Origin of the sequence: Streptococcus huangxiaojuni, assembly GCF_040930515.1 — a bacterium.
Lineage (GTDB): Bacteria > Bacillota > Bacilli > Lactobacillales > Streptococcaceae > Streptococcus > Streptococcus huangxiaojuni.
The window spans coordinates 263255-288381 of record NZ_JBFQEG010000001.1; the positions used below are offsets into that span (position 1 = coordinate 263255).

General features: G+C 43.5%; 21 protein-coding genes. 19 read left to right on the forward strand and 2 right to left on the reverse strand.

Translation table 11 applies throughout. The features are described 5' to 3' along the window. The first annotated feature begins 130 nt into the window (after nt 1-130). The 12 genes from AB3329_RS01245 (at nt 131) to AB3329_RS01300 (ending at nt 15309) form a co-directional block, all read left to right on the forward strand. Entirely contained in the window at nt 131-3220 is a 3090-nt protein-coding gene (locus AB3329_RS01245) for a pilus expression-regulating Snf2 family helicase (RefSeq protein WP_368393912.1), read from the forward strand. 337 nt (nt 3221-3557) lie between these two features. After that, nucleotides 3558-4163 (forward strand): divisome accessory protein ZapJ, encoded by a 606-nt coding sequence (gene zapJ, locus AB3329_RS01250; RefSeq protein ID WP_368393913.1) that lies wholly within the window; start codon nt 3558-3560, stop codon nt 4161-4163. A gap of 329 nt (nt 4164-4492) precedes the next feature. Beyond that, nucleotides 4493-5824 carry a UDP-N-acetylmuramate--L-alanine ligase gene (gene murC / locus AB3329_RS01255; RefSeq protein WP_368393914.1) on the forward strand — a complete coding sequence of 444 codons (1332 nt, stop codon included), beginning with the start codon at nt 4493-4495 and terminating at the stop codon, nt 5822-5824. A gap of 230 nt (nt 5825-6054) precedes the next feature. Then, entirely contained in the window at nt 6055-6528 is a 474-nt protein-coding gene (gene rimP / locus AB3329_RS01260) for a ribosome maturation factor RimP (RefSeq protein WP_368393954.1), read from the forward strand. Between the two features lie 63 nt (nt 6529-6591). Continuing rightward, nucleotides 6592-7761 (forward strand): transcription termination factor NusA, encoded by a 1170-nt coding sequence (gene nusA / locus AB3329_RS01265; RefSeq protein WP_368393915.1) that lies wholly within the window; start codon nt 6592-6594, stop codon nt 7759-7761. Between the two features lie 23 nt (nt 7762-7784). Further along, nucleotides 7785-8081 carry an RNase P modulator RnpM gene (gene rnpM, locus AB3329_RS01270; RefSeq protein ID WP_067060264.1) on the forward strand — a complete coding sequence of 99 codons (297 nt, stop codon included), beginning with the start codon at nt 7785-7787 and terminating at the stop codon, nt 8079-8081. Further along, nucleotides 8074-8376 (forward strand): YlxQ-related RNA-binding protein, encoded by a 303-nt coding sequence (locus AB3329_RS01275; RefSeq protein ID WP_067060266.1) that lies wholly within the window; start codon nt 8074-8076, stop codon nt 8374-8376. Before rnpM ends, AB3329_RS01275 begins: the two co-directional genes overlap by 8 nt. A gap of 19 nt (nt 8377-8395) precedes the next feature. Beyond that, a complete protein-coding gene (gene infB, locus AB3329_RS01280; protein WP_368393916.1) occupies nt 8396-11221 on the forward strand; it encodes a translation initiation factor IF-2 in 2826 nt (941 codons plus the stop codon). 572 nt (nt 11222-11793) lie between these two features. Further along, on the forward strand, nt 11794-12147 hold the full coding sequence (rbfA, locus tag AB3329_RS01285; protein WP_368393917.1) for a 30S ribosome-binding factor RbfA: 354 nt from the start codon (nt 11794-11796) through the stop codon (nt 12145-12147). Nucleotides 12148-12399: 252 nt separating this feature from the next. Beyond that, complete coding sequence (locus AB3329_RS01290) at nt 12400-12834, forward strand: CopY/TcrY family copper transport repressor (protein WP_368393918.1); 435 nt, start codon at nt 12400-12402, stop codon at nt 12832-12834. Further along, nucleotides 12834-15062 (forward strand): heavy metal translocating P-type ATPase, encoded by a 2229-nt coding sequence (locus AB3329_RS01295; RefSeq protein ID WP_368393919.1) that lies wholly within the window; start codon nt 12834-12836, stop codon nt 15060-15062. Before AB3329_RS01290 ends, AB3329_RS01295 begins: the two co-directional genes overlap by 1 nt. 43 nt (nt 15063-15105) lie before the next feature. Continuing rightward, entirely contained in the window at nt 15106-15309 is a 204-nt protein-coding gene (locus AB3329_RS01300; protein WP_368393920.1) for a heavy-metal-associated domain-containing protein, read from the forward strand. A gap of 485 nt (nt 15310-15794) precedes the next feature. On the opposite strand, the gene gad is transcribed toward AB3329_RS01300, so the two are convergent. After that, on the reverse strand, nt 15795-17198 hold the full coding sequence (gene gad / locus AB3329_RS01305; RefSeq protein WP_368393921.1) for a glutamate decarboxylase: 1404 nt from the start codon (nt 17196-17198) through the stop codon (nt 15795-15797). Nucleotides 17199-17590: 392 nt separating this feature from the next. Next, nucleotides 17591-18367: a DeoR/GlpR family DNA-binding transcription regulator gene (locus AB3329_RS01310; protein ID WP_368393955.1), complete on the reverse strand. Its 777-nt coding sequence runs from the start codon at nt 18365-18367 to the stop codon at nt 17591-17593. 300 nt (nt 18368-18667) lie between these two features. Here AB3329_RS01310 and lacA point away from each other — a divergent pair, with 300 nt between their 5' ends. From lacA to lacG, 7 genes are read left to right on the forward strand one after another with little or no spacing between them, the layout of a single operon-like run. Beyond that, nucleotides 18668-19090, forward strand: a complete 423-nt coding sequence (gene lacA, locus AB3329_RS01315; protein WP_368393922.1) for a galactose-6-phosphate isomerase subunit LacA — start codon at nt 18668-18670, stop codon at nt 19088-19090. 15 nt (nt 19091-19105) lie between these two features. After that, entirely contained in the window at nt 19106-19621 is a 516-nt protein-coding gene (gene lacB, locus AB3329_RS01320) for a galactose-6-phosphate isomerase subunit LacB (protein ID WP_368393923.1), read from the forward strand. Nucleotides 19622-19637: 16 nt separating this feature from the next. Beyond that, the gene (locus AB3329_RS01325; RefSeq protein WP_368393924.1) at nt 19638-20570 is read left to right on the forward strand and encodes a tagatose-6-phosphate kinase; all 933 of its coding nucleotides are present in this window, start codon (nt 19638-19640) and stop codon (nt 20568-20570) included. 2 nt (nt 20571-20572) lie between these two features. Then, nucleotides 20573-21550, forward strand: a complete 978-nt coding sequence (gene lacD / locus AB3329_RS01330; RefSeq protein ID WP_368393925.1) for a tagatose-bisphosphate aldolase — start codon at nt 20573-20575, stop codon at nt 21548-21550. 18 nt (nt 21551-21568) lie between these two features. Then, nucleotides 21569-21883: a PTS lactose/cellobiose transporter subunit IIA gene (locus AB3329_RS01335; RefSeq protein WP_368393927.1), complete on the forward strand. Its 315-nt coding sequence runs from the start codon at nt 21569-21571 to the stop codon at nt 21881-21883. 2 nt (nt 21884-21885) lie between these two features. Next, nucleotides 21886-23598 (forward strand): lactose-specific PTS transporter subunit EIIC, encoded by a 1713-nt coding sequence (locus AB3329_RS01340; RefSeq protein WP_368393928.1) that lies wholly within the window; start codon nt 21886-21888, stop codon nt 23596-23598. Nucleotides 23599-23622: 24 nt separating this feature from the next. After that, complete coding sequence (gene lacG / locus AB3329_RS01345) at nt 23623-25026, forward strand: 6-phospho-beta-galactosidase (RefSeq protein WP_368393929.1); 1404 nt, start codon at nt 23623-23625, stop codon at nt 25024-25026. Nucleotides 25027-25127: the final 101 nt, after the last annotated feature.

Genomic DNA, 25127 nt, shown 5'->3' on the forward strand with positions numbered 1-25127 from the left:
CGCAGCGTTTAGGGCGTGTTCAATTTATTTTTTGTTGCAATATGTTAACAAAACAATGAAAATCCCCGTTTTTTCAGAAAAAAGCTGATTGTTTTGCTATAATAAGGAGATAAGGTAAAGGTGGTATAGTATGAGTAGAATGATTCCGGGCCGTGTCCGCAATCAAGGTATCGCGTTATATGAACAGGGGCTCCTTAAGATTATCAGCCATCGTGATCGGCTTTTGCAGGCTGATGTCGATGGCTATTCTGTCCAGTATGCTCTTGAGGATGAAGACATCTCCTGCCAGTGCAGTTTATTTGCCCAAAAACAGTATTGTGAGCACTTGGCTGCTTTAGAATACTATTTAAAAAATGATTCAGAAGGAAAGGAAGCCGCAGAGCTCCTGTCTTCCCGAAGCGATGATTATCAAAAAAAGCAAAAAAAGCTGTCTTTTGGCAGTATTTTTCTTGATGGTTTATCTGTTAATGAAGATAGGGCAACCCAGTACCGTTTGGCTGTTTCTGCCGCCCAAAATCCCTATTCATCTGACTTTTGGTGGACTCTGAAAATTAATCGTCTGCCGGATGCACGTGCTTATGTGATACGCGACATTAGAGCTTTCTTGCAAATTATCAAAAAAGAGGATTATTACCAGATTGGCAAGAATTACTATGAACCGCTTTCGTTTCTGCAGTTTGATACAGCCAGCCAAGAGCTTATTCGTTTTTTGTGGCGGATTATTCCCGACAAGCCCTCTGACGGCACCTACATTCTTCCAAACCATGGACGGCATCTCACCTTGCCCGGCGGATTTTTTGAAGAAGGGCTCAGCTTGTTCAAAAACCTTTACGATTTTTCCTTTACTGTAGATCAGCAGCATTATGCTGATATTGTTTTTAAAGATCTCGATGGCTCAGAAGGACTTTATCAGTTTGAAGTACTGGTACACCGCCAATTAATTGAACTGATTGTCAAAGAAAAAGATATCCAGTCTTTCTTTGATAATACTTATCTTTTTTACCAGGGGACCTTCTATCGGCTTAATCTTAAGCAAAGTAAAATTGTAGCAGCCCTGAAAACCCTGCCTTTAGAATCTGATTTGGCTAAGCATGTCCACTTTGATTTAGACGATCAGGCTAAGCTGGCTGCCAGCCTGCTGGATTTTCGCTGTTTAGGAACAGTTCAGGCCCCGAAGAGTTTCGAAATCAGGGATTTTTCTCCGCTTTTTTATTTTGATTTGGAAGAGAATAAGGCAATCCACCTATCCTTGGTTTTTGATTACGGAACAGTTAAGGTGAGGAGTAAAAAAGAACTGGGGGAGCTTTCCTTTGCCAGTCATTTTAAACATGAACAGCGTGTTTTTAAACTGCTGGAAACCGCCGGTTTTACTAAAACCTTTTCCAGTTATCATGAACCTCTGCAGGCAGAAGAACTGTATCCTTTCTTCAGCCAAACCCTGACTGAGTTTGCCAGTCTGGGGAAGGTCTTTCTATCTGAAGAAATGAAAGCTCTGCGCTTTACAGAGAAGCCGCAGCTTGCCATTAGTTCTTCCGGCAGTCTGCTGGATATTTCCTTTGATTTTTCTACAATACTCGAAAATGATATTGATGAAGCCTTGGCAGCGCTTTTTACTAATCAGCCTTACTTTGTCAGTCAGTCAGGCCAATTAGTTGTTTTTGATGAGCAAACGCAAAAGATAGGCAGTGAGCTTAAGAAATTTCAGCCTAAGCGCTTAGAAAATGGCCATTTACAGCTTTCAGCCCTGTCTGCCTTTCAGCTGTCAGATGTTTTACAGGATAAGGACAGTGTCCATCTGACGCGCTCTTTTGTAGAACTGGCGCAGGACCTCCGGCAGCCTGAGCGGTTTGAACTGCCTGAATTTAAGGTTAAAGCCGATTTGCGTGATTACCAGCTGACAGGAGTCCGCTGGCTGTCGATGCTTGATAAATACGGCTTTGGCGGTATTTTAGCAGATGATATGGGCTTAGGGAAAACCCTGCAGACAATTGCTTTTTTGAGCGGCAAACTCAAGCAGGAGAAGAGGGTTCTAGTTTTATCGCCGTCAAGCCTCATTTACAACTGGCAGGATGAATTTAAAAAATTTGCTCCGGAATTGGACTTTACTGTTGTTTACGGCTCCAAATCTGTAAGGGATGACCTGATTAAAGAGGATCATCAGATTGTCATTACCAGCTACAGCTCCTTTCGTCAGGATTTTGCCAGTTATAATCAGCTTCATTTTGATTACTTGATTTTGGATGAGGCTCAGGTTATGAAAAATACGCAGACAAAGATTGCACAGTACTTGCGGTCCTTTGAAGTCGATAATTGTTTTGCTTTGACTGGGACACCGATAGAGAACAGGCTGCTGGAAATCTGGTCTATTTTTCAGATTGTTCTGCCTGGCCTCCTGCCGGAAAAGAAAGTCTTTGTAAAAATGTCAGCAGAGCAGGTTGCCCGCTATATCAAGCCCTTCATTATGCGGCGCAAAAAAGAAGACGTTCTGCCGGAACTGCCGGAACTGCTGGAAATCAATTATCATAATGAGCTTGCCGACAGTCAAAAAGCAATCTACTTAGCACAGCTCCGACAAATGCAGGACAGTATCCGCGGTTCATCCGATGCGGTGATTAATCGTAAAAAAATTGAAATCCTCTCAGGCATTACCCGTCTGCGGCAGATTTGCGACAGCCCCAGTCTGTTTATGGATTATAAAGGCGGCAGCGGGAAGGTAGACAGTCTGCGGGACCTCCTTTATCAAATTAAAGAAAGCGGACACCGCGCCTTAGTTTTTTCCCAGTTTCGCGGGATGTTGGATATTGCGGAAGAAGAGCTGCATCATCTTGGACTGACGGCATATAAGATGACCGGCTCAACCCCAGCTGCAGAGCGGCAGGAAATGACACGTGCCTTTAACAGCGGAGCAAAGGATATTTTCCTGATTTCGCTGAAAGCAGGAGGAGTCGGTCTTAATTTAACCGGTGCCGATACTGTTGTTTTGATTGATTTATGGTGGAATCCGGCAGTAGAACTGCAGGCTATCAGCCGGGCGCACCGAATCGGTCAGGAGAAGAATGTTGATGTTTACCGTCTGATAACAAGGGGGACTATCGAAGAAAAGATTTTAGATTTGCAGGAAACCAAACGCCATTTAGTGACAACTGTTTTAGACGGCAACGAAACACGAGCCAGCATGTCAGTTGAAGAAATTAAAGAAATCTTGGGACTTGCAGACTGACAGCAGCCAAAAGTCATTTTTGTCCCCCCTGCACAGCTGATTAGGGAAGCCGCCATCCCTTGCTTGATAAGTGATGAGAGCTTCCAAACACTGCGTCAAGCGCATATGTCTGGAAAAGTGAAATGAGGCAAGGACTTTTGTTCAAGCCTCTTTTTCTTATGCCGATTCCGCTCTTTTCAGATTTAAATTAAGAACATTTTGAAAAAATAGTAGTTTTAGTTTATAATAGGAGTACTGTATAAAGGCTGACGGCCGTTTTTTGATATCAGCAAATCGGCTGCCGCTTTCACCGCAGGTAATAGTTATAGTTCAAGATTAAAAGGAAGCGAGTCTTGATATGATGAGAAAAAAATTCCCTCTGGTTGCAGATGGGGAGCAAATTATGCAAGAGCCGATAAACATGCGGCTTTACAATAATGAAGACCTGATTAATAATATTCACGGGCCCTATCAAGATAAAGATTTCAGCGATGTTACTCAAGACTTCAATTTTGTTGACCAAACACCTGATGTTAAAAATAAAGCACCCGAACGTCTTCAAACCCTAAATGAAGGGAAGTCTTATGCACAGAAAGCCAGAGAAGAGGCAAGACGGGATATCAGGGAAAAGCGTCAGGCTTTTCTGGCCAATGAAGTTAAAATGCAGGCAAAGCCGTCTTTTCAGCGCCAGTCTTCTCAGCCGGCCTCGGCTCAATCCAAATCGGTTAAGCGAGGCAATGAATTGAGCCGTTTTTCGGAAAAACTTCATCAGGAATCCTATATTTTGGCAGAAATACCGCAGGTTTATACGGAACCTAGAAATTCTGTGCGGCCCAAACCTAAAAAAAATAATTACGATTTTCTTAAACGCAGTCAGATATACAATAATCAGGAGTTTGAAACACAAAAAGAACACCGTCTTACTCAAGAGCTGAATCTGACCCGTTTTGCAGAAACTGATTAAAGAATTGAGAGTGGGACAAAAATCGGTAAATCGTCGTAAAATGACGATTTCGATTGTGTTGTCCCACCTCCGCTATCTAAAAAAGTGAGCTGAGGCAGGACTTTGCCCCAGCCTCAAAGCTCTAAAAAATCTTTGTATCATCTGGCAATAAAAGCCCTAAAAAAGAGAACTGCGGTTTTTCACGGGCTTTGTATCTTGTTTGAACTGAACACGCCCTAAAATCCTAGTGAAAAAGATGGCTGTCAGCGTGATGCTTAGGCATCACTTGCCATCCCCTATTTTCATACGGATTTTTTCACGGGCTTTGTATCTTGTTGTAAGGAGTGGATATGTCGAAAGTTTATCATTTTATCGGAATTAAGGGGTCAGGTATGAGTGCTCTTGCCCTTATGCTTCAGCAAATGGGGTATAAGGTTCAGGGGAGCGATGTGGAAAAGTATTATTTCACACAGCGGGGGCTCGAACAGGCTGGTATTGCTGTCCTTCCCTTCTCTGAAGCTAATATTACACCTGATTTGGAACTGATTGCCGGTAACGCTTTTCGCGAAGATAATAATATTGAAGTGGCTTATGCGCTTAAAAACGGTTTTAACTTTAAGCGTTACCACGAATTTCTCGGCGACTTTATGACACAGTTTACAAGTTTTGGGGTTGCTGGTGCCCACGGTAAAACATCTACTACCGGACTTTTGTCGCATGTTCTTAAAAATATTACGGATACATCCTATCTTATTGGCGACGGTACCGGGCGAGGGCTGGCTAACAGTAAGTATTTTGTTTTCGAATCAGATGAATACGAACGCCATTTTATGCCCTATCACCCTGAGTATTCTATCATTACCAATATTGATTTTGACCATCCGGATTATTTTACTAGTGTTGATGATGTTTTTCGTGCTTTCAGCGACTATGCTCAGCAGGTTCAAAAAGGTCTTTTTGTGTACGGGGAAGATCCCTACCTCAGACGTCTAAAAACAAAAGCCCCGATTTATTATTATGGGTTTGCTCAAGATGATGATTTTGTTGCTTATGATATTATTCGTACAACAAATGGTTCTGATTTCAAGGTCAGCTATAGGGGAGAAGTGCTTGGCGAATTTCATGTTCCGGCTTATGGGCGTCACAATATTCTCAATGCAACAGCTGTTATTGGCAACCTTTATATTGCCGGCTTTGATATGGCTTTGGTTGCTGAACATTTGAAGACTTTCAAGGGGGTTAAGCGCCGCTTTTCTGAGAAAGTCATTACTGATACTGTTATTATCGATGACTTTGCTCACCATCCGACTGAGATTATTGCGACTCTTGATGCAGCGAGGCAAAAATATCCCAGCAAGGAAATTGTCGCCATTTTTCAGCCGCACACCTTTACTAGGACAATTGCTCTGTTAGATGAGTTTGCAGAGGCTCTTAATGAAGCAGACAGTGTTTACTTGGCGCAGATTTACGGCTCAGCCCGTGAGGTGGACAAGGGAGACGTCAAAGTGGAAGACTTAGCTCAAAAAATCAGTAAACCTGCTGAAATTGTAACTGTTGAGAATGTGTCACCTCTGCTTGATCATGACAATGCTGTTTACGTCTTTATGGGAGCTGGGGATATCCAGCTCTATGAGCGCTCTTTTGAAGAACTTTTGGCCAATCTGACCAAGAATATACAATAGCAAGATTCTGGCAGGGATAGGCCTGCTGAGAAATGAATTTTGAAAAGGTTCAGAAACATATCTTCTGTACCTTTTTGTTTTCATTTATAAAATCTTTCTATTTTCTTGCATTCTTTGCTTGTCTGTGTTATACTGTCATTAAATATTAAAAGAGAAAGGGGGGCGAAGTCAGGACTTCGCCTCTTATCTGTGTCAGAAGAAGGACTGTTAATATAAAAGGAGGATGCCTTATCGCAAACCATATTGTTGAACGTGTTACCGAACGGATTGCCCCTGTATTTGAAGATCCATTTGTATTGGTTGATGTTGAATATGAAAAAAAGGGGGGCGATTATATATTAAGTATTTTAGTAGATAAACCTGGTGGTATTACTGTAGATGATACAGCAGAGCTGACAGATATCATCAGCCCCCTGCTGGATACCATCGAGCCTGATCCCTTTCCTCAACAGTATTTACTGGAAGTTTCCAGTCCGGGTCTGGAGCGCCCTTTAAAAACCGCTGCCAGTTTAGCCCAGGCTGTTGGAAGCTATATCAATGTCAGCCTGTATAAGCCCATCGATAAAGTGAAGCATTTTGAAGGTGATTTGCTGGCTTTTGATGGACAAGTGCTAACGCTTATGTTTATGGACAAAGGGCAAGAAAAAACAGTGGATATCCCTTATCAGACGGTTGCTAAAGCCCGCCTTGCAGTTAAATTTTAAGAAAGGATTTTGCTTTTTCCTGTTACGCTAGCTAAAAGAACAGAAAAAAAGAGTGATAGAATTATGAGCAAAGAGATGTTAGAAGCCTTCCGTATTTTGGAAGAAGAAAAACATATTGACAAAAAAGATATTATTGAAGCGGTTGAAGAATCTTTAAAATCAGCCTATAAGCGCCGCTATGGTCAGGCTGAGTCCTGTGTGGTCGAATTTAATGAAAAAACAGGTGATTTTCAGGTCTATACCGTCCGTGAAGTGGTTGAAGAAGTTTTTGACAGCCGGCTTGAAATCAGTCTTGAAGATGCTTTGGCCATCAGTTCTGCCTATGAAATAGGCGACAAGATTCGTTTTGCTGAATCAGTGGCAGAGTTTGGTCGTGTGGCAGCACAGTCGGCTAAACAGACCATTATGGAAAAAATGCGGCGTCAGATGCGGGAAGTAACCTTTAATGAATACAAAGAGCGTGAAGGTGAAATCATGACCGGGACGGTTGAGCGTTTCGATCAGCGCTTTATTTACGTGAATTTAGGAACTTTGGAGGCTCAGTTGTCCCATCAGGACCAGATTCCGGGAGAAACCTTTAAATCGCACGACCGCATTGAAGTTTATGTTTATAAAGTTGAAAACAATCCTAAAGGGGTCAATGTTTTTGTCAGCCGCAGCCATCCTCAGTTTATCAAACGGATCATGGAGCAGGAAATCCCCGAGGTGTTTGACGGAACAGTCGAGATAATGAGTGTTTCCCGGGAAGCCGGTGATCGGACAAAAATTGCGGTACGCAGCCACAATCCCAATGTTGATGCAATCGGAACCATCGTCGGCCGCGGCGGCAGCAATATTAAAAAAGTAACCAGCAAATTTCATCCTAAGCGGATTGATCCTAAAACAGGTGCAGCTTTGCCGATGGAAGAAAACATTGATGTCATCCAGTGGGTTGATGATCCGGCTGAGTTCATCTACAATGCTATTGCTCCTGCAGAAGTTGATATGGTGCTTTTTGATGATGAGGATCCTAAACGGGCAACCGTTGTTGTGCCGGACAGCAAATTGTCGCTGGCTATTGGCCGGCGCGGACAGAATGTCCGCTTAGCGGCTCATCTGACCGGCTATCGCATCGATATTAAGTCGGCAAGTGAGTACGATGAAATGGAAGCTCAGCGAGAAGAACTGCTGGCTGCTGAAGCTGAAAATGCTGAAAGTGAACCGTCAGAACCTGTTCTTGACGGAACGGAATAAAAACAGAAAAAAGAGTTTTTTAAATGCCTAAAACAAGAAAGATTCCTTTAAGAAAATCAGTCGTCTCAGGTGAAGTTATCGATAAGCGCGATCTTCTTAGAATCGTCAAAAATAAGGAAGGTGACATTTTTATTGATCCGACCGGCAAACAAAACGGCCGCGGCGCTTATATTAAACTGGATAACACCGAAGCGCTGACTGCCAAGAAAAAAAAGGTTTTTGACCGTACTTTCGCTATGACAGTACCGGAAAGTTTTTATGACGACTTGATTGCTTATGTTGAACATAAAGTGAAAAGAAAAGAGCTGGGCCTTGAATAATTCAGAAAAAATCTCACAGCTTATCGGTCTGGCTTATCGCGCAGGCCGTGTCATTTCGGGTGAGGAACTGACTGTAAAAGCGATTCAGACCGGACAAGCTAAACTTATCTTTCTGGCTAGTGATGCCAGTCCTAATCTAAGTAAAAAGATAAAAGATAAAAGCAACTATTACAATGTAGAAGTCTCCACAGCGTTTTCTACGCTGGAATTAAGTGCTGCACTAGGTAAGCCTCGAAAAGTGCTGGCTATTGCAGATGCTGGATTTTCAAAGAAAATGAGGACTCTTATGGGATAGATGAATAGGAGGACACAAATTGTCAAAGAAAAGATTGCACGAAATTGCAAAAGAAATCGGAAAAAGCAGTAAAGAAGTTGTCGAACGGGCACAGTCGCTTGGCTTTGCTGTAAAAAGCCATGCTTCTAGTGTTGAAGAGGAAGATGCAGGCCGCATTATTGCAAGCTTTACCGCTGCAGCAAAGGAAGGAGCCGTATCGAAACAAGAACCGGCGAATGCACAGCCGCAGCCTGCTCCTAAAGCAGCAGCTTCAGAGCCGCGTCCAAAAGAGCAGCCACAAAAAACGGCGCCTGTGCCTAAAGCTGTTCAGCACACTGAACCATCAGCTTCCAAACCGCCGCTCAACCGTCCGAAAAGCCGCAACTTTAAAGCAGAGCGTGAAGCAAGAGCCAAGGCCGAAGCCCAACGCCGTCAGGCAGAGCAGCAGCAAAGAAAAGACCGCAAAGGGTCTTATCAAAAAGACGGCCGTCGGTCTGATAATGACAGGCAAAATAGAAACCGTGATCAGCGCTATCATTCTAATAACCGCCGCAATAACGACCGCCGTTATGACCGCACAGCACAGCCCAATCAGCAGACAGCTCAGCCGGCTAAGGGGAAGGGGCGGATTGATTTTAAAGCGCGTGCAGCTGCTTTAAAAGCAGAGCAGAACGCCGAATATTCTCGTCAAAGCGAGACACGTTTCCGTGAAGCACAGGAGGCAAAAGCCAGAGCTGCGCGTGAACAGGAAGCTGCCAGACAAGCGCAAATAAAAGCTCAAGAAGCAGCCCAGCAGCAGCTTGAGGAGCAAGCAGCTCTCTCGGCAGCTCCGGAACTTCAAGCAGCTCCTCCTTTAGCAGACGCTGTTCCGAAGGCACAGGACAGCCGCCGTAAAAAGCAAGCCCGTCCTGAAAAAAGTCGTGACTTTACTCATGAAAATGAAGATGGTCCAAAACAAGCAAAAAATAAGAAAAACTGGAATAATCAAAACCGCGTGAGAAATCAAAGAAATAGCAACTGGAATAATACTAAAAAGAACAAAAAAGGTCGAAATAACCGCAATAATCAGGCACCTAAACCTGTTACTGAGCGTAAGTTTCATGAGCTGCCAAAAGAATTTGAATACACTGCAGGCATGACTGTCGCAGAAATTGCTAAGCGCATAAAGCGTGAACCGGCTGAAATCGTCAAAAAGCTGTTTATGATGGGAGTCATGGCAACACAAAATCAATCGCTTGATGCTGATACAATTGAGCTGCTGATGGTTGATTATGGTATTGAAGCCAAGGCCAAAGTACAGGTAGATACAGCTGATATTGACCGCTTCTTTGTCGATGAGGATTATCTTAATCCTGAAGAGATGGTTGAGCGTGCCCCTGTTGTCACTATCATGGGACATGTCGACCACGGGAAGACAACGCTGCTGGACACACTGCGCAACTCGCGTGTTGTCACAGGGGAAGCTGGCGGGATTACTCAGCATATTGGTGCTTATCAAATTGAGACAGCCGGTAAAAAAATTACTTTCCTTGATACACCAGGGCATGCTGCTTTTACCAGCATGAGGGCTCGAGGTGCTTCAGTAACAGATATCACTATTTTGATTGTAGCTGCTGATGACGGTGTGATGCCCCAAACAATTGAAGCCATCAACCATTCTAAAGCGGCTGATGTTCCAATCATCGTGGCTATAAATAAGATTGATAAACCAGATGCTAATCCTGAACGGGTCATCGGCGAGCTGGCAGAACATGGCGTTGTTTCTACAGCTTGGGGAGGAGACTCAGAGTTTGTTGAAATCTCTGCTAAATTTGGCAAAAATATCGACGAACTGCTGGAAACAGTCCTCTTAGTCGCTGAAATCCAAGAGCTTAAAGCTGATCCAACAGTTCGGGCTATCGGAACTGTTATTGAGGCCCGCCTTGATAAAGGGAAAGGGGCAATCGCCACACTTCTTGTTCAGCAGGGGACTTTAAATGTGCAGGATCCGATTGTTGTTGGAAACACTTTCGGCCGTGTCCGCGCGATGACTAATGACTTAGGCCGCCGTGTGAAAGCAGCACCTCCTTCCACACCGGTATCCATTACAGGACTGAATGAGGCACCTATGGCCGGAGATCATTTTGCCGTCTATGAAGATGAAAAAGCAGCCCGGGCTGCTGGTGAAGAACGTGCTAAGCGTGCTCTTCTTAAGCAGCGGCAGACCACTCATCGGGTCAGCCTTGAAAATCTGTTTGACACTCTTAAAGCCGGTGAAGTGAAGTCGGTTAATGTGATTATCAAAGCAGATGTTCAAGGCTCTGTCGAAGCATTGGCAGCTTCTTTGCTTAAGATAGATGTCGAAGGGGTCAAGGTCAATGTCGTGCACTCTGCTGTCGGTGCTATTAATGAGTCAGATGTTACCTTAGCTGAAGCCAGTAATGCAGTCATTATCGGTTTTAATGTCCGTCCGACACCGCAAGCCCGCCAGCAAGCCGAAGCAGATGAGGTTGAAATCCGCCTTCACTCGATTATTTATAAGGTGATTGAGGAAGTTGAAGATGCCATGAAAGGAATGCTTGATCCGGAATATGAAGAGAAAATTATCGGAGAAGCAGTTATTCGTGAGACCTTTAAAGTTTCTAAAATGGGAACAATCGGCGGCTTCATGGTTCTCAGCGGTAAGGTGACCCGTGATTCAAGTGTTCGTGTTATCCGTGACGGTGTTGTTGTTTTTGATGGGAAATTGGTCAGTCTGAAGCACTACAAAGATGATGTCAAGGAAGTTGGCAATGCACAGGAAGGCGGACTGATGATTGAGAATTACAACGATCTGAAAATTGATGACAATATTGAAGCCTATATCATGGAAGAAATTACCCGTTAAAGCATCTGCAAAGCTTCAGTGAATCAGCTATAGACAAATGAAAACAGCAGATTTATTATCTGTATGACTGAATTGAACATGCCCTAAGAGCTGTGCGGTGAAATCATCCAGTGGATGATTTCAGCCCGAACCTAGAAAAGGGAGAGTGAGGGGCTGGAAATCATAGATTTCGGACTTACTGTCAGCCGTAAATGTCTGAAAGCTTTGTCGTCCTAGTGGCCGACAAAGCTTTCTAGTCGTCTTGGCAGAGGTGCGTCTGCGGAATCATAGATTTCGGACTTACCGTCATTTTCATACGGATTTTTAAACGGGCTTTGTATCTTGTGGAATTGAACACGCCCTAAGCTCTTTGCAAAAAAGATAAAACTTCCTAGAAACTGAAGTTTCTTCGTCAGTTTTCCTATTTTTGCTGTGAGCTTTTAACGGGCTTTGTATCTTATTGGAACTGAACATGCCCTAAGAGCTGTGCAAAAAAGACAGCCCTCCCTTGAGTCTTTAGTGACTCATCGGTCAGGCTCCTATTTTTGCTTTGCTCTTTTAACGGGCTTTGTATCTTATGTAGAAGGGGAGTTATGGGAAATTCGTTTCGTGTTGATCGTGTAGGTATGGAGATTAAACGTGAGGTCAATGATATTTTACAAAAGAAGGTGCGTGATCCGCGTGTTAAAGGGGTAACGATAACTGATGTTCAGATGCTTGGCGATTTATCCCTTGCCAAGGTTTATTATACAGTTATGAGTGATCTGGCATCTGAGCAGCAAAAGGCTCAGATAGGACTGGAAAAAGCGACTGGAACAATTAAGCGTGAACTCGGTCATTATTTGACGATGTATAAGATACCTGACCTGCAGTTCATTAAAGATGAGTCAATTGCTTATGGCAATAAAATTGACCAAATGCTGCGTGATTTAGAAAATAAGCAATAAGGCCGGCTAACTCTGCTTCTTTGTGAAATTGATGCTGCTGCGATGCGGAGCGTCATTGTCTGCCTTTTATCTGTATGATTCTGACAGTTAAAATAAGAAAAAAAGGGGCACAGCCCTTTTTTTATATGCTCTTTCGATATGGTTGGGGACATGCTGCCAACTGTTTATCTTAGTGATAAGCGTTTTAGTTGACAACTGTCATCAAATACCTTATAATGATGACAAAAGTAGACGAATGAGGGTGATTTTTCTATGATAATTGCCAATGCAGAATGGGAAATTATGCGCGTGGTCTGGGCTAAAGGTCAGACAACAAGTGGTGAAATTTTAGAAATTTTAAAGCAGAAAATGCAGTGGAGCCCTTCGACTGTCAAAACCCTGCTCAAACGTCTTGTGGCTAAGGGATGCCTGCTGACAGAAAAAAAAGGAAATCGGTTTATTTACTCAGCACAGGTTGATGAAAAATCCAGCATGGATATGCAGGCTGATGCACTTTTGACTAAATTTTGCCAGCGTCAGCATCCGGCTTTACTCGAGCATCTTTTGCATGCAAGCTCTTTAACTTTGGAGGATATTGAGCATTTGCAGAATGTGCTGGCTCACAAAAAAAAGCATGCAGCCGCGGAGATTCACTGCAATTGTATACCTGGTCAATGCCGCTGTAAAGAAAATATGGAGGTTTTCTAATGCAAGAAGACATTTTTCTTATTGATGGTATGACTTGTGCAAGCTGTGCTTCAACTGTTGAAAATGCTGTTCAAAAAATGGCGGCAGTTGATACTGCAGTTGTTAATTTAGCTACGGAGAAGATGAGGGTAACTTACGACTCTCAAAAAACGTCTCCGGCAGATATTGCAAAGACAGTAGCTGCCAGCGGCTACACTGCCAGCTTATATAATCCGGCCGAGGCTAAAAGTCAGGCAGAACGGCAGGAAGAAACCAGCCAAAAAATGCGGCAGCAATTTTTGCTGTCAGCTGTTTTTAGTCTGCTGCTCTTTTATATTTCCATGGGAAGTATGATGGGCTTATGGCTCCCTGAAGTCATCAGACCGAACAGCCACCCCTTAGTTTTTGCTTTGCTGCAGCTTTTTCTGACACTGCCAGTCATGTATTTAGGCCGCCGTTTTTATCGCAATGGCTTTCGCGCTCTTTGGCAGAGACATCCTAATATGGATTCTTTAGTAGCTCTGGCAACAGCTGCCGCTTTTGCTTACAGCCTCTATGGCCTTTATCATATTTTCTGGGGGCACAGCCACTATGTGCATGACCTTTATTTTGAATCTGTAGCTGTTATTCTGACTTTGATTACCTTGGGGAAATATTTCGAGAACCGCTCAAAAGGCCGCACTTCAGAAGCAATCGAACGCTTACTGACTTTGTCTGCTAAAGAAGCCAGAGTAATCCGAGACGGACAAGAACTGATGCTGCCTGTTGAAGAAGTAGTTCTCTCTGATACCCTGCTTGTCAAGCCCGGAGAAAAAATTCCTGTAGACGGCCGAGTGGTTGCCGGCCACTCCTCTGTTGATGAATCGATGCTGACAGGTGAAAGTATTCCTGCCGAAAAACAGATGAATGACTTGGTTTATGGAGCCACCATTAATGGGCAGGGAGTTTTGACTATAGAAGCTGAAAAAATTGGCAGTGATACCCTTTTGGCACAGATTATCAGCTTAGTTGAAGATGCCCAGCAAACAAAAGCTCCGATCGCTAAGATAGCCGATCAGGTATCAGGAGTTTTTGTGCCGATAGTTATCGGTCTGGCTTTATTAACCGGCCTTTTCTGGTATTTTATAATGGGACAAAGTTTTGTCTTTGCTATGCAGACTGCTGTTGCCGTGCTTGTGATTGCCTGTCCCTGCGCCTTGGGTCTGGCTACGCCGACCGCTATTATGGTAGGAACAAGCCGGGCAGCTGAAAATGGGATTCTCTATAAACGAGGAGATATTCTTGAGAAATTCCATCAGGTAGACACAATTGTTTTTGATAAAACAGGGACAGTGACACAAGGGAAACCGGAAGTCGCTGGACTGACTGCTTATACAATCAGTGAACACGATTTACTGCAGTTAGCGGCTTCGGTTGAAAAATTATCCGAACACCCCTTAAGTCAGGCCATTGTTGCCAAAGCTGAAGCAGAAGACATAGCCCTGCTGCCTGTCACTGACTTCACTGCCCTAACCGGACTGGGGCTGCAGGCTGAGATTAATGAAGAGACTGTCTATGTCGGGAATCAGCGGCTCATGCAAGAGCAGGGCGTTGATATAACAGCGGCAGCACAGACGGCTGCTGCGGCTACTGAGAATGGGAAGACACCGATTTATCTGGCCCGCAGTAAAGCGCTAGTAGGTTTGATTACAGTTGCTGATTTGGTTAAAGCCGACAGCCGGCAGACAGTTGCCGATCTGCAAAAAGCTGGATTTTCTGTTATCATGCTGACAGGGGACAACCAAAGAACGACCCAGGCTATTGCTAAGCAGGTGGGAATCAAAGAGACAATCAGTGACGTTCTTCCTGACCAAAAAGCGCAGGCTATTGAAGACCTACAAAACCAAGGCCGGCTGGTTGCTATGGTCGGCGACGGGATTAACGATGCTCCGGCTCTTGCCAAGGCCGATATCGGCTTGGCTCTTGGTTCAGGAACAGATATTGCCATTGAATCAGCGGATATTATCTTAATGCGCCCCGAACTTTCAGACGTTTTTAAAAGCCTGACCATTAGCCGGCTGACAATAAAGGTTATTAAAGAAAACCTATTTTGGGCCTTCATCTACAATATCCTTGCTATTCCGGTCGCTATGGGAGTGCTTTATCTGTTCGGCGGTCCTCTGCTCAATCCGATGATTGCAGGACTGGCAATGGGCTTTAGTTCAGTTTCAGTTGTCTTAAATGCTCTGCGTTTGAAACGAATGGTTTAAACAGAGGATTGATCTATTAATTTATGCAGGAAAAGAGGTTTCTATGGAAAAAACTTATGAGATTACAGGTATGAAATGTCAGGGCTGTGCTCAGACAGTGACAGAAAAACTGAGTTCAGTCCGAGGCGTAACGGATGTTCATGTCGATTTAGAGAAAAACCAAGCCACTGTTACGGGCCATCCCTTTAAATTTTCTTTGAAAAAAGCACTTAAAGGCAGCCATTATGCCTTAGGTAAAGAAATCTAGAAGCTCTGGAAACAAAAAACAGGCTAGGAAACTTTGAACTGTGGATATAATGGTTTGGCTGAACTTATTTTAACACTTAAGTAATGAAAGCAATAAAAAAGTCAAGTCTTGTTGAGACTTGGCTCTTTTTATGCCTGTCTAACGGCCTTTGTATCTTGTTGAACTGAACACGCCCTAAACGCTGCGGGAAAAAGATATGGCTAAGTTTAGAGTTGATTTCAAGTTAGCTAGCCGTAGACGTCTGAAAGCTTTGTCGCCTTAACAGTCGACCGCACCTTTCTAGTCGTCCTGGCAGGGGGGCGTCTGCGAAATCAAAGATTTCGGACTTACCGCCATTTTCCTTTTGCGTTTTTGACGGCCTTTGTATCTTGTAAATTGAACATGCCCTAAAATCCTAGTGAAAAAGATGACCTCCGTCGCGATGCAAGTCATCGCTCGTCAGTCCCTATTTTCATACGGATTTCTTGACGGCCTTTGTATCTTGTTTAGTGTGTGAAGCCGTAGTTTTTGATTTCTTTTTTCTCATGAAAGAGGATATGGGCTTGGTCGAGATCTGCTATGGCTGCTTTCATATCTTCTATATAGTCATGCGCCATGCCCATACCAAAGTCAGCACGCACAACCAGACGCTGTACTTCAGTTTGGTCCAGATCAGCAGGCAAAGGGTAGGCCGGAACTTGCCATCCTTTCATAGCCAGACGGTCGGCCAAATCATAGAGCGTCCATTCCTGCTGTTTTGTCTCTTTTTGCTTGTAGCAGATAATAGGCAGGTGTGCCCCATCATTAACAATCTCAAAACGATCTAAGGCCTTTATTTCTTTTGCCAAGTAGAGAGCGACATCGTGGGTTCGTTGATGAATTGCGCGGTAGCCGTCATAGCCGTAACGAATAAAATTATAATACTGGCCGATGATTTGTGAGGCACTGCGGGAAAAATTAATGGCCATTGTCGGGATTTCTCCCCCCAAATAACTCACCCTAAAGATTAATTCTTCCGGCAGAAAAGCTTCATCACGCCAAAGAATCCAGCCGATTCCTGGATAAACAAGCCCGTATTTATGACCGGAAGTGTTAATAGAGATGACATTTTTTAGGCGAAAATCCCAAGCGATTTCCGGTTCCATAAAAGGTGCATAAAAACCGCCGGACGCAGCATCAACATGGATATAAACCTTGAAGTCAGTTTGGCTGTTATAGGCTTCCACAAGGTCATTGAGCTGCTTAATATTGTCATAACGGCCTGTATATGTGATACCCATAATGCCGACAATACCGATTGTGTAAGGGTCAACATAATCCATGACCGTTTCCATATTTAGTGACTGGTGTTCCTTATCCATAGGAACAGTCCGCAGTTCAATATCCCAGTAGGTACAGAATTTCTCCCAACAGACTTGATAGCCGGTTGAAATAACTAAGTTTGGCTTTTGAGCACCGGTGTCCAGACCGAGACTTTCGGCCCGTTTGCGCCAGGCAAATTTCATAGCCAATCCACCCAGCATACAAGCTTCAGAAGAACCGACGGTTGATGTGCCCAAAAATTCTTCTCCGGGCTGAGCGTGCCATAAATCAGCCATCATATTTACACAGCGGTTTTCAATTTCTGCTGTACGCGGATATTCTGATTTATCAATAGCATTTTTTTCCAGCGTCTCGCCCATCAGCTGTGTCGCTTCAGGTTCCATATAGGTCTGGCAAAAAGTGGCCAAATTCAGACGAGCATTCCCTTCGTCAAGCAGCTGATCCTTGATAACCTGATAAGCGATTCTCGGCTCAACAGGCGTTTGGTTGAGCTTATATTTTGGTAAATCGTGATCCTCACTGACAGATCCAAAGATAGGACTGAGGACATCATGTTTTTCTTGATTCTGTTTACCGTAGAGTGCCATTAGATATCCGCCTCCTTATATAAGATACAAAGCCCGTATAAAACGCAAAGTAAAAATAGGAGACTGACCGCTGAGTCATTAAAGACTCAAGGGAAGTCTATCTTTTTTACACAGCGTTTAGGGCATGTTCAGTTATTAAGATACAAAGCCCGTTAAAAATCTGTATGAAAATAGGGGATGGCAAGTGATGCTGGCATCACGCTGACAGCCATCTTTTTCACTAGGATTTTGGGCCGTGTTTCTTTTCATTAAATAAAAATGAAAAGGTTTACACTTTTATTATACTACAAAACGGATAAAAGGGATTAATAAAATGTCTCCAAAAAAATCACGGTTCCTATAATACAGGGAGCGTGATTTTTTTGAAGACAATAATAAGCTGGAAGAAAGGGTTATGCTTCCTTTGATTGCGGATTTGGCTTTAGAATATGCGTCAGCTGTCCGTATTTTGTCAAATCTTCTTTGCGCACCGATGAATCAGTGATCAGAGCCGTAATATCAGTCAGCTGATAAAAAACGCAGAAATCATAGGTGTTGAATTTTTGGCTGTCAATCAAAAGAAATTTTTCTATAGAATTATCAAAAGCCAGCTTTTGGATATTCCCCTCGGCTTCGCTGTAAGTTGCAATATCATTATTATAGATACCATTGCAGCTGATAAAAGCCTTAGCAAATTTCAGCGATGCCACATTGCTTCTGGCCAGTGAACCTGTGAAAGCCCCAGTAATAGACCGGTATTCGCCGCCAATCAGTAGCAGATCAACAGTTGTGCTTTTAGATAAGATATTAAAAACCGGGAGGCTGTTAGTGACAATTCGGATATTTCTGTTAATCAGTTCTTTAGCAAGAAATTCCAGAGTTGTCCCCGGGCCGATAAAAATAGTTTCGCCATCGTTGATAAGGCTTGCCGCAGAGCGGGCAATTTCCTGCTTTTCTTTAATCTGGACAGTCTGCTTTTCTCTGTTGGATTTTTCTTGCTTTTGCAGGAAAGAAATACTCTGAGCGCCTCCGTGTACTCGGCTGAGGAGTCCCTCCTTTTCCAGTTCATCCAGATCTCTTCTGACAGTCATATCAGAAACCTCGAGTTCTTGGATAATATCATTAACGGTGACAACGCCTTTTTGGTTGACCCTATCAACGATGCGCTGCAGCCTCTCTCTTTTTAACATCATCTTACCTAATTTCATTTCTGATTATCTATTCAATATAGCACATACTTACCCATTTTTCAAGGCATATAAGCAAAAACAAACAATAAAAGAACACTTTATCTGGATAAATATAAAGACTATTATGAAGAAAAAAGGTTAAAAAAGCAGTTAATTTAAAATAATATTATAAAAAACAAAAAAATAAACACGAGTATGTTGACACATGTTGTATTCTTTGCTATTATAAAAGGGTAAAACAAACAAAAACAAACATTTTCTACCTTTTAAAGGGTAGCAGTCAGCAAAAGGAGGCTTGAAATGATGATTGTTATCGGTGCAGATGCTCATGGGAAAAGGCTCAAGGATGTTTTAAAGGCCCATCTTCTGTCAGCAGGCTATGAAGTGTCAGATGTCAGTGACGACACAAAAGATTTTATCGATAATACACTGACCGTGGCAGCTAAGCTGAAGGACACAGACAATCTTGGGATCATGATTGACGCTTATGGTGCCGGCAGCTTTATGGCAGCAACAAAAATAAAAGGGATGATTGCTGCAGAGGTCTCAGATGAGCGTACAGCTTATATGACACGCAGTCATAACAATGCCCGAATGATCACAATAGGTGCAGAGATTGTCGGTGACCGACTCGCCAAAAATATTGCTTCAGCTTTTGCAGAAGGCAGCTATGATGGCGGACGTCACCAAATTCGTGTCGATATGCTAAATAAGATGTGCTAGAAATGAGGAGAAAAAATGAAAATCGCTCTTGGATGTGACCACATTGTAACAGATGAGAAAATTGCTGTCTCGGATTTCTTGAAAGCCAAAGGTTATGATGTACTTGACTGTGGGACTTACGACCATACGCGGACCCATTATCCGATTTTCGGCAAAAAAGTGGGAGAAGCGGTAGTCAAAGGAGAGGCCGATTTAGGTATCTGCATCTGCGGAACCGGTGTCGGTATCACTAATGCCGTTAATAAGGTTCCTGGTGTTCGGGCTGCCTTGGTTCGTGATATGACATCAGCTCTTTATGCCAAAGAAGAGCTGAATGCTAATGTTATTGGTTTTGGCGGAAAAATTACCGGCCATCTCTTGATGTGCGATATTATCACTGCTTTTATTGAAGCTGAGTATAAAGAAAATCCAGAAAATAAAAAATGGATTGAAAAAATCGCTCAGCTGGAAAGTCTGAATGCTGACCAGCAAGACCCTCATTTTTTTGACGAATTTTTAGAAAAATGGGACCGCGGCGACTATCACGATTGAAGAAGGAAGGAGAAAAATGGTTCTTACTGTAACGATGAATCCTGCTGTCGATATATCTTATTCCCTGCCCCGCTTGGCGCTTGATACTGTCAACAGAGCAGCTGAAGTTAGTAAAACACCGGGTGGGAAAGGCCTGAATGTTACCCGTGTGCTGGCCGAACTTGGTGAAGATGTTATGGCTACCGGATTAATCGGCGGGAAAACTGGCCTTTATCTGCAGGATAAATTATCAGAAGCGGCTATCCATCACCATTTTTTCCCTATCCGCGGGGAAACCAGAAACTGTATTGCTATCCTGCATGAAGGGCAGCAAACTGAAATTTTAGAGAAGGGACCAAAAATCACCCCTGCCGAGGCAGAAAGCTTCCTTTCGCATTTTGACCGCCTGTGTCGGCCTTTTGATGTGATTACTATTTCGGGAAGTCTGCCGGATGGGCTTGCTTCTGACTATTATGCAGAGCTGATCCGTCGGGCTGATGCCTATCAGAAGAAAATCGTTTTGGACTGTTCAGGCGCACCACTGCTGGAAGTGCTGAAACATTCAGCTAAGCCTTTTGTTATTAAACCCAATTTAGAAGAGTTGGGTCAGCTTACGGGGGAGCCTCTTGCAGCTGACAATCAGACTCTGAAAGACTTACTCTCTCAACCTATGTTTGACGGCATCAGCTGGGTGATTGTTTCTCTGGGAGCTGCAGGTGCTTTTGCCAAACATAATGAGACCTTTTATCGTGTCAGAATTCCTAAAATTAAGGTTGCCAATCCGGTAGGATCAGGAGATTCAACGGTGGCCGGCATTGCATCAAGTCTTTTGCACGGGCTTTCTGATGCTGATTTGTTAAAAAAAGCTAATGTCTTAGGGATGCTGAATGCTCAGGAAAAAATGACCGGTCATGTTAATCTGGCTGATTATGAAAAATTATTTAAACAAATCCATGTAGAAGAGGTATAAAAATGGGATTTACAGAACAAAAACGACAATCATTAGAAAAACTCAGCAGTAAGGGCGTTATTTCCGCCTTGGCCTTTGATCAGCGCGGCGCTTTGCGCAAAATGATGGCCCAGTTTCAAGAAGAAGTACCGCAAAGGCAGCAGATGGAAGAACTGAAATCTTTGGTTTCAGAAGAATTAACACCCTATGCCTCTTCGATTTTATTGGATCCTGAATACGGTCTTGAGGCAAGCCAGCTGCGCGATCGGCAGTCAGGCCTTCTCCTTGCTTATGAGAAGACCGGTTATGATGCAAGCACAACAAGCCGTTTGCCGGATTGTCTGCCTGAGTGGTCGGCTAAACGGCTAAAAGAAGCAGGGGCAGATGCAGTAAAATTCTTGCTTTACTATGATGTTGACGGCGATTCTGATGTCAACCAACAAAAGCAGGCTTATATTGAGCGAATCGGTTCAGAATGTTTAGCAGAGGATATTCCTTTCTTTTTGGAAATTTTGACTTATGACGAAAAAATTGCTGACAGCAGCAGTGCCGCATTTGCCAAAGTGAAACCGAGAAAGGTCATTGAAGCGATGAAAGTCTTTTCTAAAAACCGTTTCAATGTTGATGTACTCAAGGTTGAAGTGCCGGTCAATATGGCTTATGTTGAAGGTTTTTCAGATGGTGAGGTTGTTTACAATCAGGAGCAGGCAGCGGCTTATTTTGAGGAACAAGAGGCAGCGACACATTTGCCTTATATCTATCTAAGTGCCGGTGTCAGCAGTAAACTGTTCCAAGAAACACTGATTTTTGCACAAAAGGCCGGGGCCCAGTTTAACGGTGTTCTTTGTGGCAGGGCGACATGGGCAGGTTCGGTTCCTGTTTATATTGAAAAAGGAGCAGAAGCAGCCAGACAGTGGCTGCGCACTACAGGCTTCAACCAGATTGATGAATTAAACAGCGTTCTGGCACAAACAGCGACACCTTGGACTGAAAAACTTTAAGACAGCGAAGGAGAAACGATGAACAGAGAAGAAACAACATTACTAGGCTTTGAAATTGTGGCTTATGCCGGAGATGCCCGCTCCAAACTGTTAGAGGCACTGACAAAAGCAGAAAACAAGGAATTTGAGGCGGCTCAAGAACTGATTGAGCAGGCTAATCAGTGTATTGTCGATGCTCATAAGGCCCAGACGGAACTTTTAACCAAGGAAGCTCAAGGTTCGGATATTGAACTCAGTGTTACCTTAATGCATGGGCAGGACCATTTAATGACAGCGGTCTTATTGAAAGATTTGATGAAACATTTCATTGCATTATATAAAAGAGGGAGTTAATCATGAATGCTTTAATTGCTCAAATTGAAAAAGGAAAGCCGTTTTTCGAAAAAATTTCACGCAACATTTACTTGAGGGCTATTCGTGATGGCTTTATCTCTGCTATGCCAGTCATTTTATTTTCCAGTATTTTCCTTTTAATTGCCTATGTTCCTAACATTTTTGGCTTTACATGGTCAACAGGCATGGAAAGCCTTCTAATGACGCCTTATAATTACACGATGGGAATTATCGGTTTTTTAGTTGCCGGCACAACAGCAAAATCCCTGACCGATTCCGTCAATCGAACGATGGAATCGACCAATCAAATCAACTATTTATCGACGATGTTAGCCTCTATGGCTGGTTTCCTGCTTATGGCGGCTGATCCAGCCGAGGAAGGCGGCTTTTTGAGCTCATTTATGGGAACCAAGGGACTTTTGACAGCTTTTATCGCAGCTTTTATTACTGTCAATGTTTACCGTTTCTGTGTCAAAAATAATGTGACAATTCCTATGCCAAGTGAGGTGCCGCCTAATATCTCTCAGGTTTTTAAAGATATTTTTCCCTTTGCCTTTTCCATTATTATTCTCTATGGTATCCAGCTCATAGTTCAAAGGCTTGTTGGTGTTAATGTGGCTGAATCGATCGGAACCTTACTGGCTCCTTTATTCTCAGCAGCAGACGGTTACCTAGGGATTACGCTTATTTTTGGAGCCTATGCCCTGTTTTGGTTCGTCGGGATTCATGGACCGTCAATTGTTGAGCCGGCAATTGCTGCTATCACTTATTCCAATGTAGAGCTCAATATGCAGCTGGTACAGGCCGGTCAGCATGCCGATAAGGTCATCACATCAGGCACACAGATGTTTATTGTTACTATGGGAGGCACTGGGGCAACCCTAGTCGTTCCTTTTATGTTCATGTGGCTCTGTAAGTCCAAACGCAACAGGGCAATCGGCCGCGCTTCCGTTGTACCGACTTTCTTTGGGGTTAATGAACCGATTCTGTTTGGTGCACCGATTGTCCTGAATCCGGTCTTCTTCATTCCTTTTATTGCTGCACCGATCGTCAATGTCTGGATTTTTAAATTCTTTGTGGATACGCTGGGAATGAACAGCTTTTTTGCTAATCTCCCTTGGACCACGCCAGGGCCTTTAGGGATTGTCATGGGAACCGGTTTTGCGGCCTTATCGTTTGTTCTTGCTGCTTTACTGATTGTAGTGGACCTGATTATTTACTACCCTTTTGTTAAGGTCTATGATGAGGAAATTTTGGCAGAAGAAGCGGCGGGGACAGATGGATCCGCACAGCTTAAGGAAAAAGTTGCTGCTAATTTTGATACACAAAAGGCAGAAAACCTGCTGGAAAAAGCTGGTGTCAGTGAAGAAAAGACAGATTCAAGCAGCCAGATTACAAAGCAAACCAATGTCTTAGTATTATGTGCCGGCGGCGGCACCAGCGGTCTTTTAGCCAATGCTCTGAACAAGGCTGCAGCTGAACATGGTGTTCCCCTTAAGGCAGCCGCAGGAAGTTATGGCGCCCACCGGGAAATTCTGCCGGAATACCAGCTGGTGATTTTAGCACCGCAGGTTGCCTCTAACTATGAAGATATGAAACTTGAGACAGACAAACTCGGTATTAAATTGGCGAAAACACAAGGGGCTCAGTATATCAGCCTGACTCGTGACGGGCAGGGGGCACTGGCTTTTGTGGAAGAACAGTTCAAGAACTAGGCTATTAGAGTGAGGTCATTGCAAATGAAAAGATTACCGGAAGACTTTATTTTTGGCGGAGCAACAGCAGCTTATCAGGCAGAAGGGGCTACTCATGAAGATGGCAAAGGTCGTGTCGCCTGGGATACTTTCCTAGAAGAAAATTACTGGTATACGGCTGAACCTGCCAGCGATTTTTATCACAAGTATCCACTCGATCTGCAGCTGGCTCAGGAATTCGGTGTCAACGGCATTCGCATATCCATTGCCTGGTCGCGCATTTTTCCGACTGGCTTTGGTGAAGTGAATCAAAAAGGAGTAGACTTCTACCATAAGCTTTTTGCAGAATGCCATAAACATCATGTTGAACCCTTTGTTACTTTGCATCACTTTGATACACCGGAAAGTCTGCATTCCAAGGGAGATTTCCTAAATAGGGAAAATATTGATCATTTTGTCGATTATGCAGCCTTTTGTTTTAAGGAATTTCCCGAAGTTAATTATTGGACGACCTTCAATGAAATCGGACCGATTGGCGATGGGCAGTATCTTGTGGGGAAATTTCCGCCGGGGATTCAGTATGATTTTGCTAAACTCTTTCAGTCTCATCATAATATGATGGTCGCTCATGCCCGTGCGGTCAAATTGTTCAAAGACAGCGGTTATGCCGGAGAGATCGGTGTTGTCCATGCTCTGCCGACAAAATACCCTTACAATCCAGCTGATCCAGCTGATGTCAGGGCAGCTGAACTGGAAGATATTATCCACAATAAATTTATCTTAGATGCGACTTATCTGGGCGATTACTCTAAAAAAGCGATAGAAGGTGTTCTTCATATCCTGTCAGTTAATGGCGGCAAACTGGACTTACAGGACGAAGATTTTGCGGTACTTAAGGCTGCTAAGGACCTCAATGATTTCTTGGGCATCAACTACTATATGAGTGACTGGATGCGGGCCTTTGACGGCGAAACTGAGATTACGCACAATGCAACCGGGGACAAAGGCGGTTCAAAATATCAGATTAAAGGTGTCGGCCGGCGGGAGTTTGATGTTGACATTCCTCGGACCGACTGGGACTGGTTGATTTACCCGCAGGGCCTGTATGACCAGATTATGCGGATTAAGCAGGATTATCCAAATTATAAGAAAATTTACATTACAGAAAATGGGCTGGGCTATAAAGATGAGTTTGTCAATGGCACCGTCTATGATGATGCCCGCATCGATTATGTCAAACAGCATTTATCAGCTGTTAGCGATGCTATACATGACGGTGCCAATGTGAAGGGCTACTTTATTTGGTCGCTGATGGATGTTTTCTCATGGTCAAACGGTTATGAAAAACGTTACGGACTTTTCTATGTTGATTTTGAAACGCAAGAACGCTACCCCAAAAAAAGTGCCTACTGGTACAGGGATTTGGCACAGAGGCGCGTGATTGAATAGGCTTACTTTTCCAAAATACATGAAACTGCTCTCGGATTTTAAGCAAAATTATTTGAACTGAAGGAGATTGTCTCTTGGTCTAAGAACCCAAAAGCAAATTA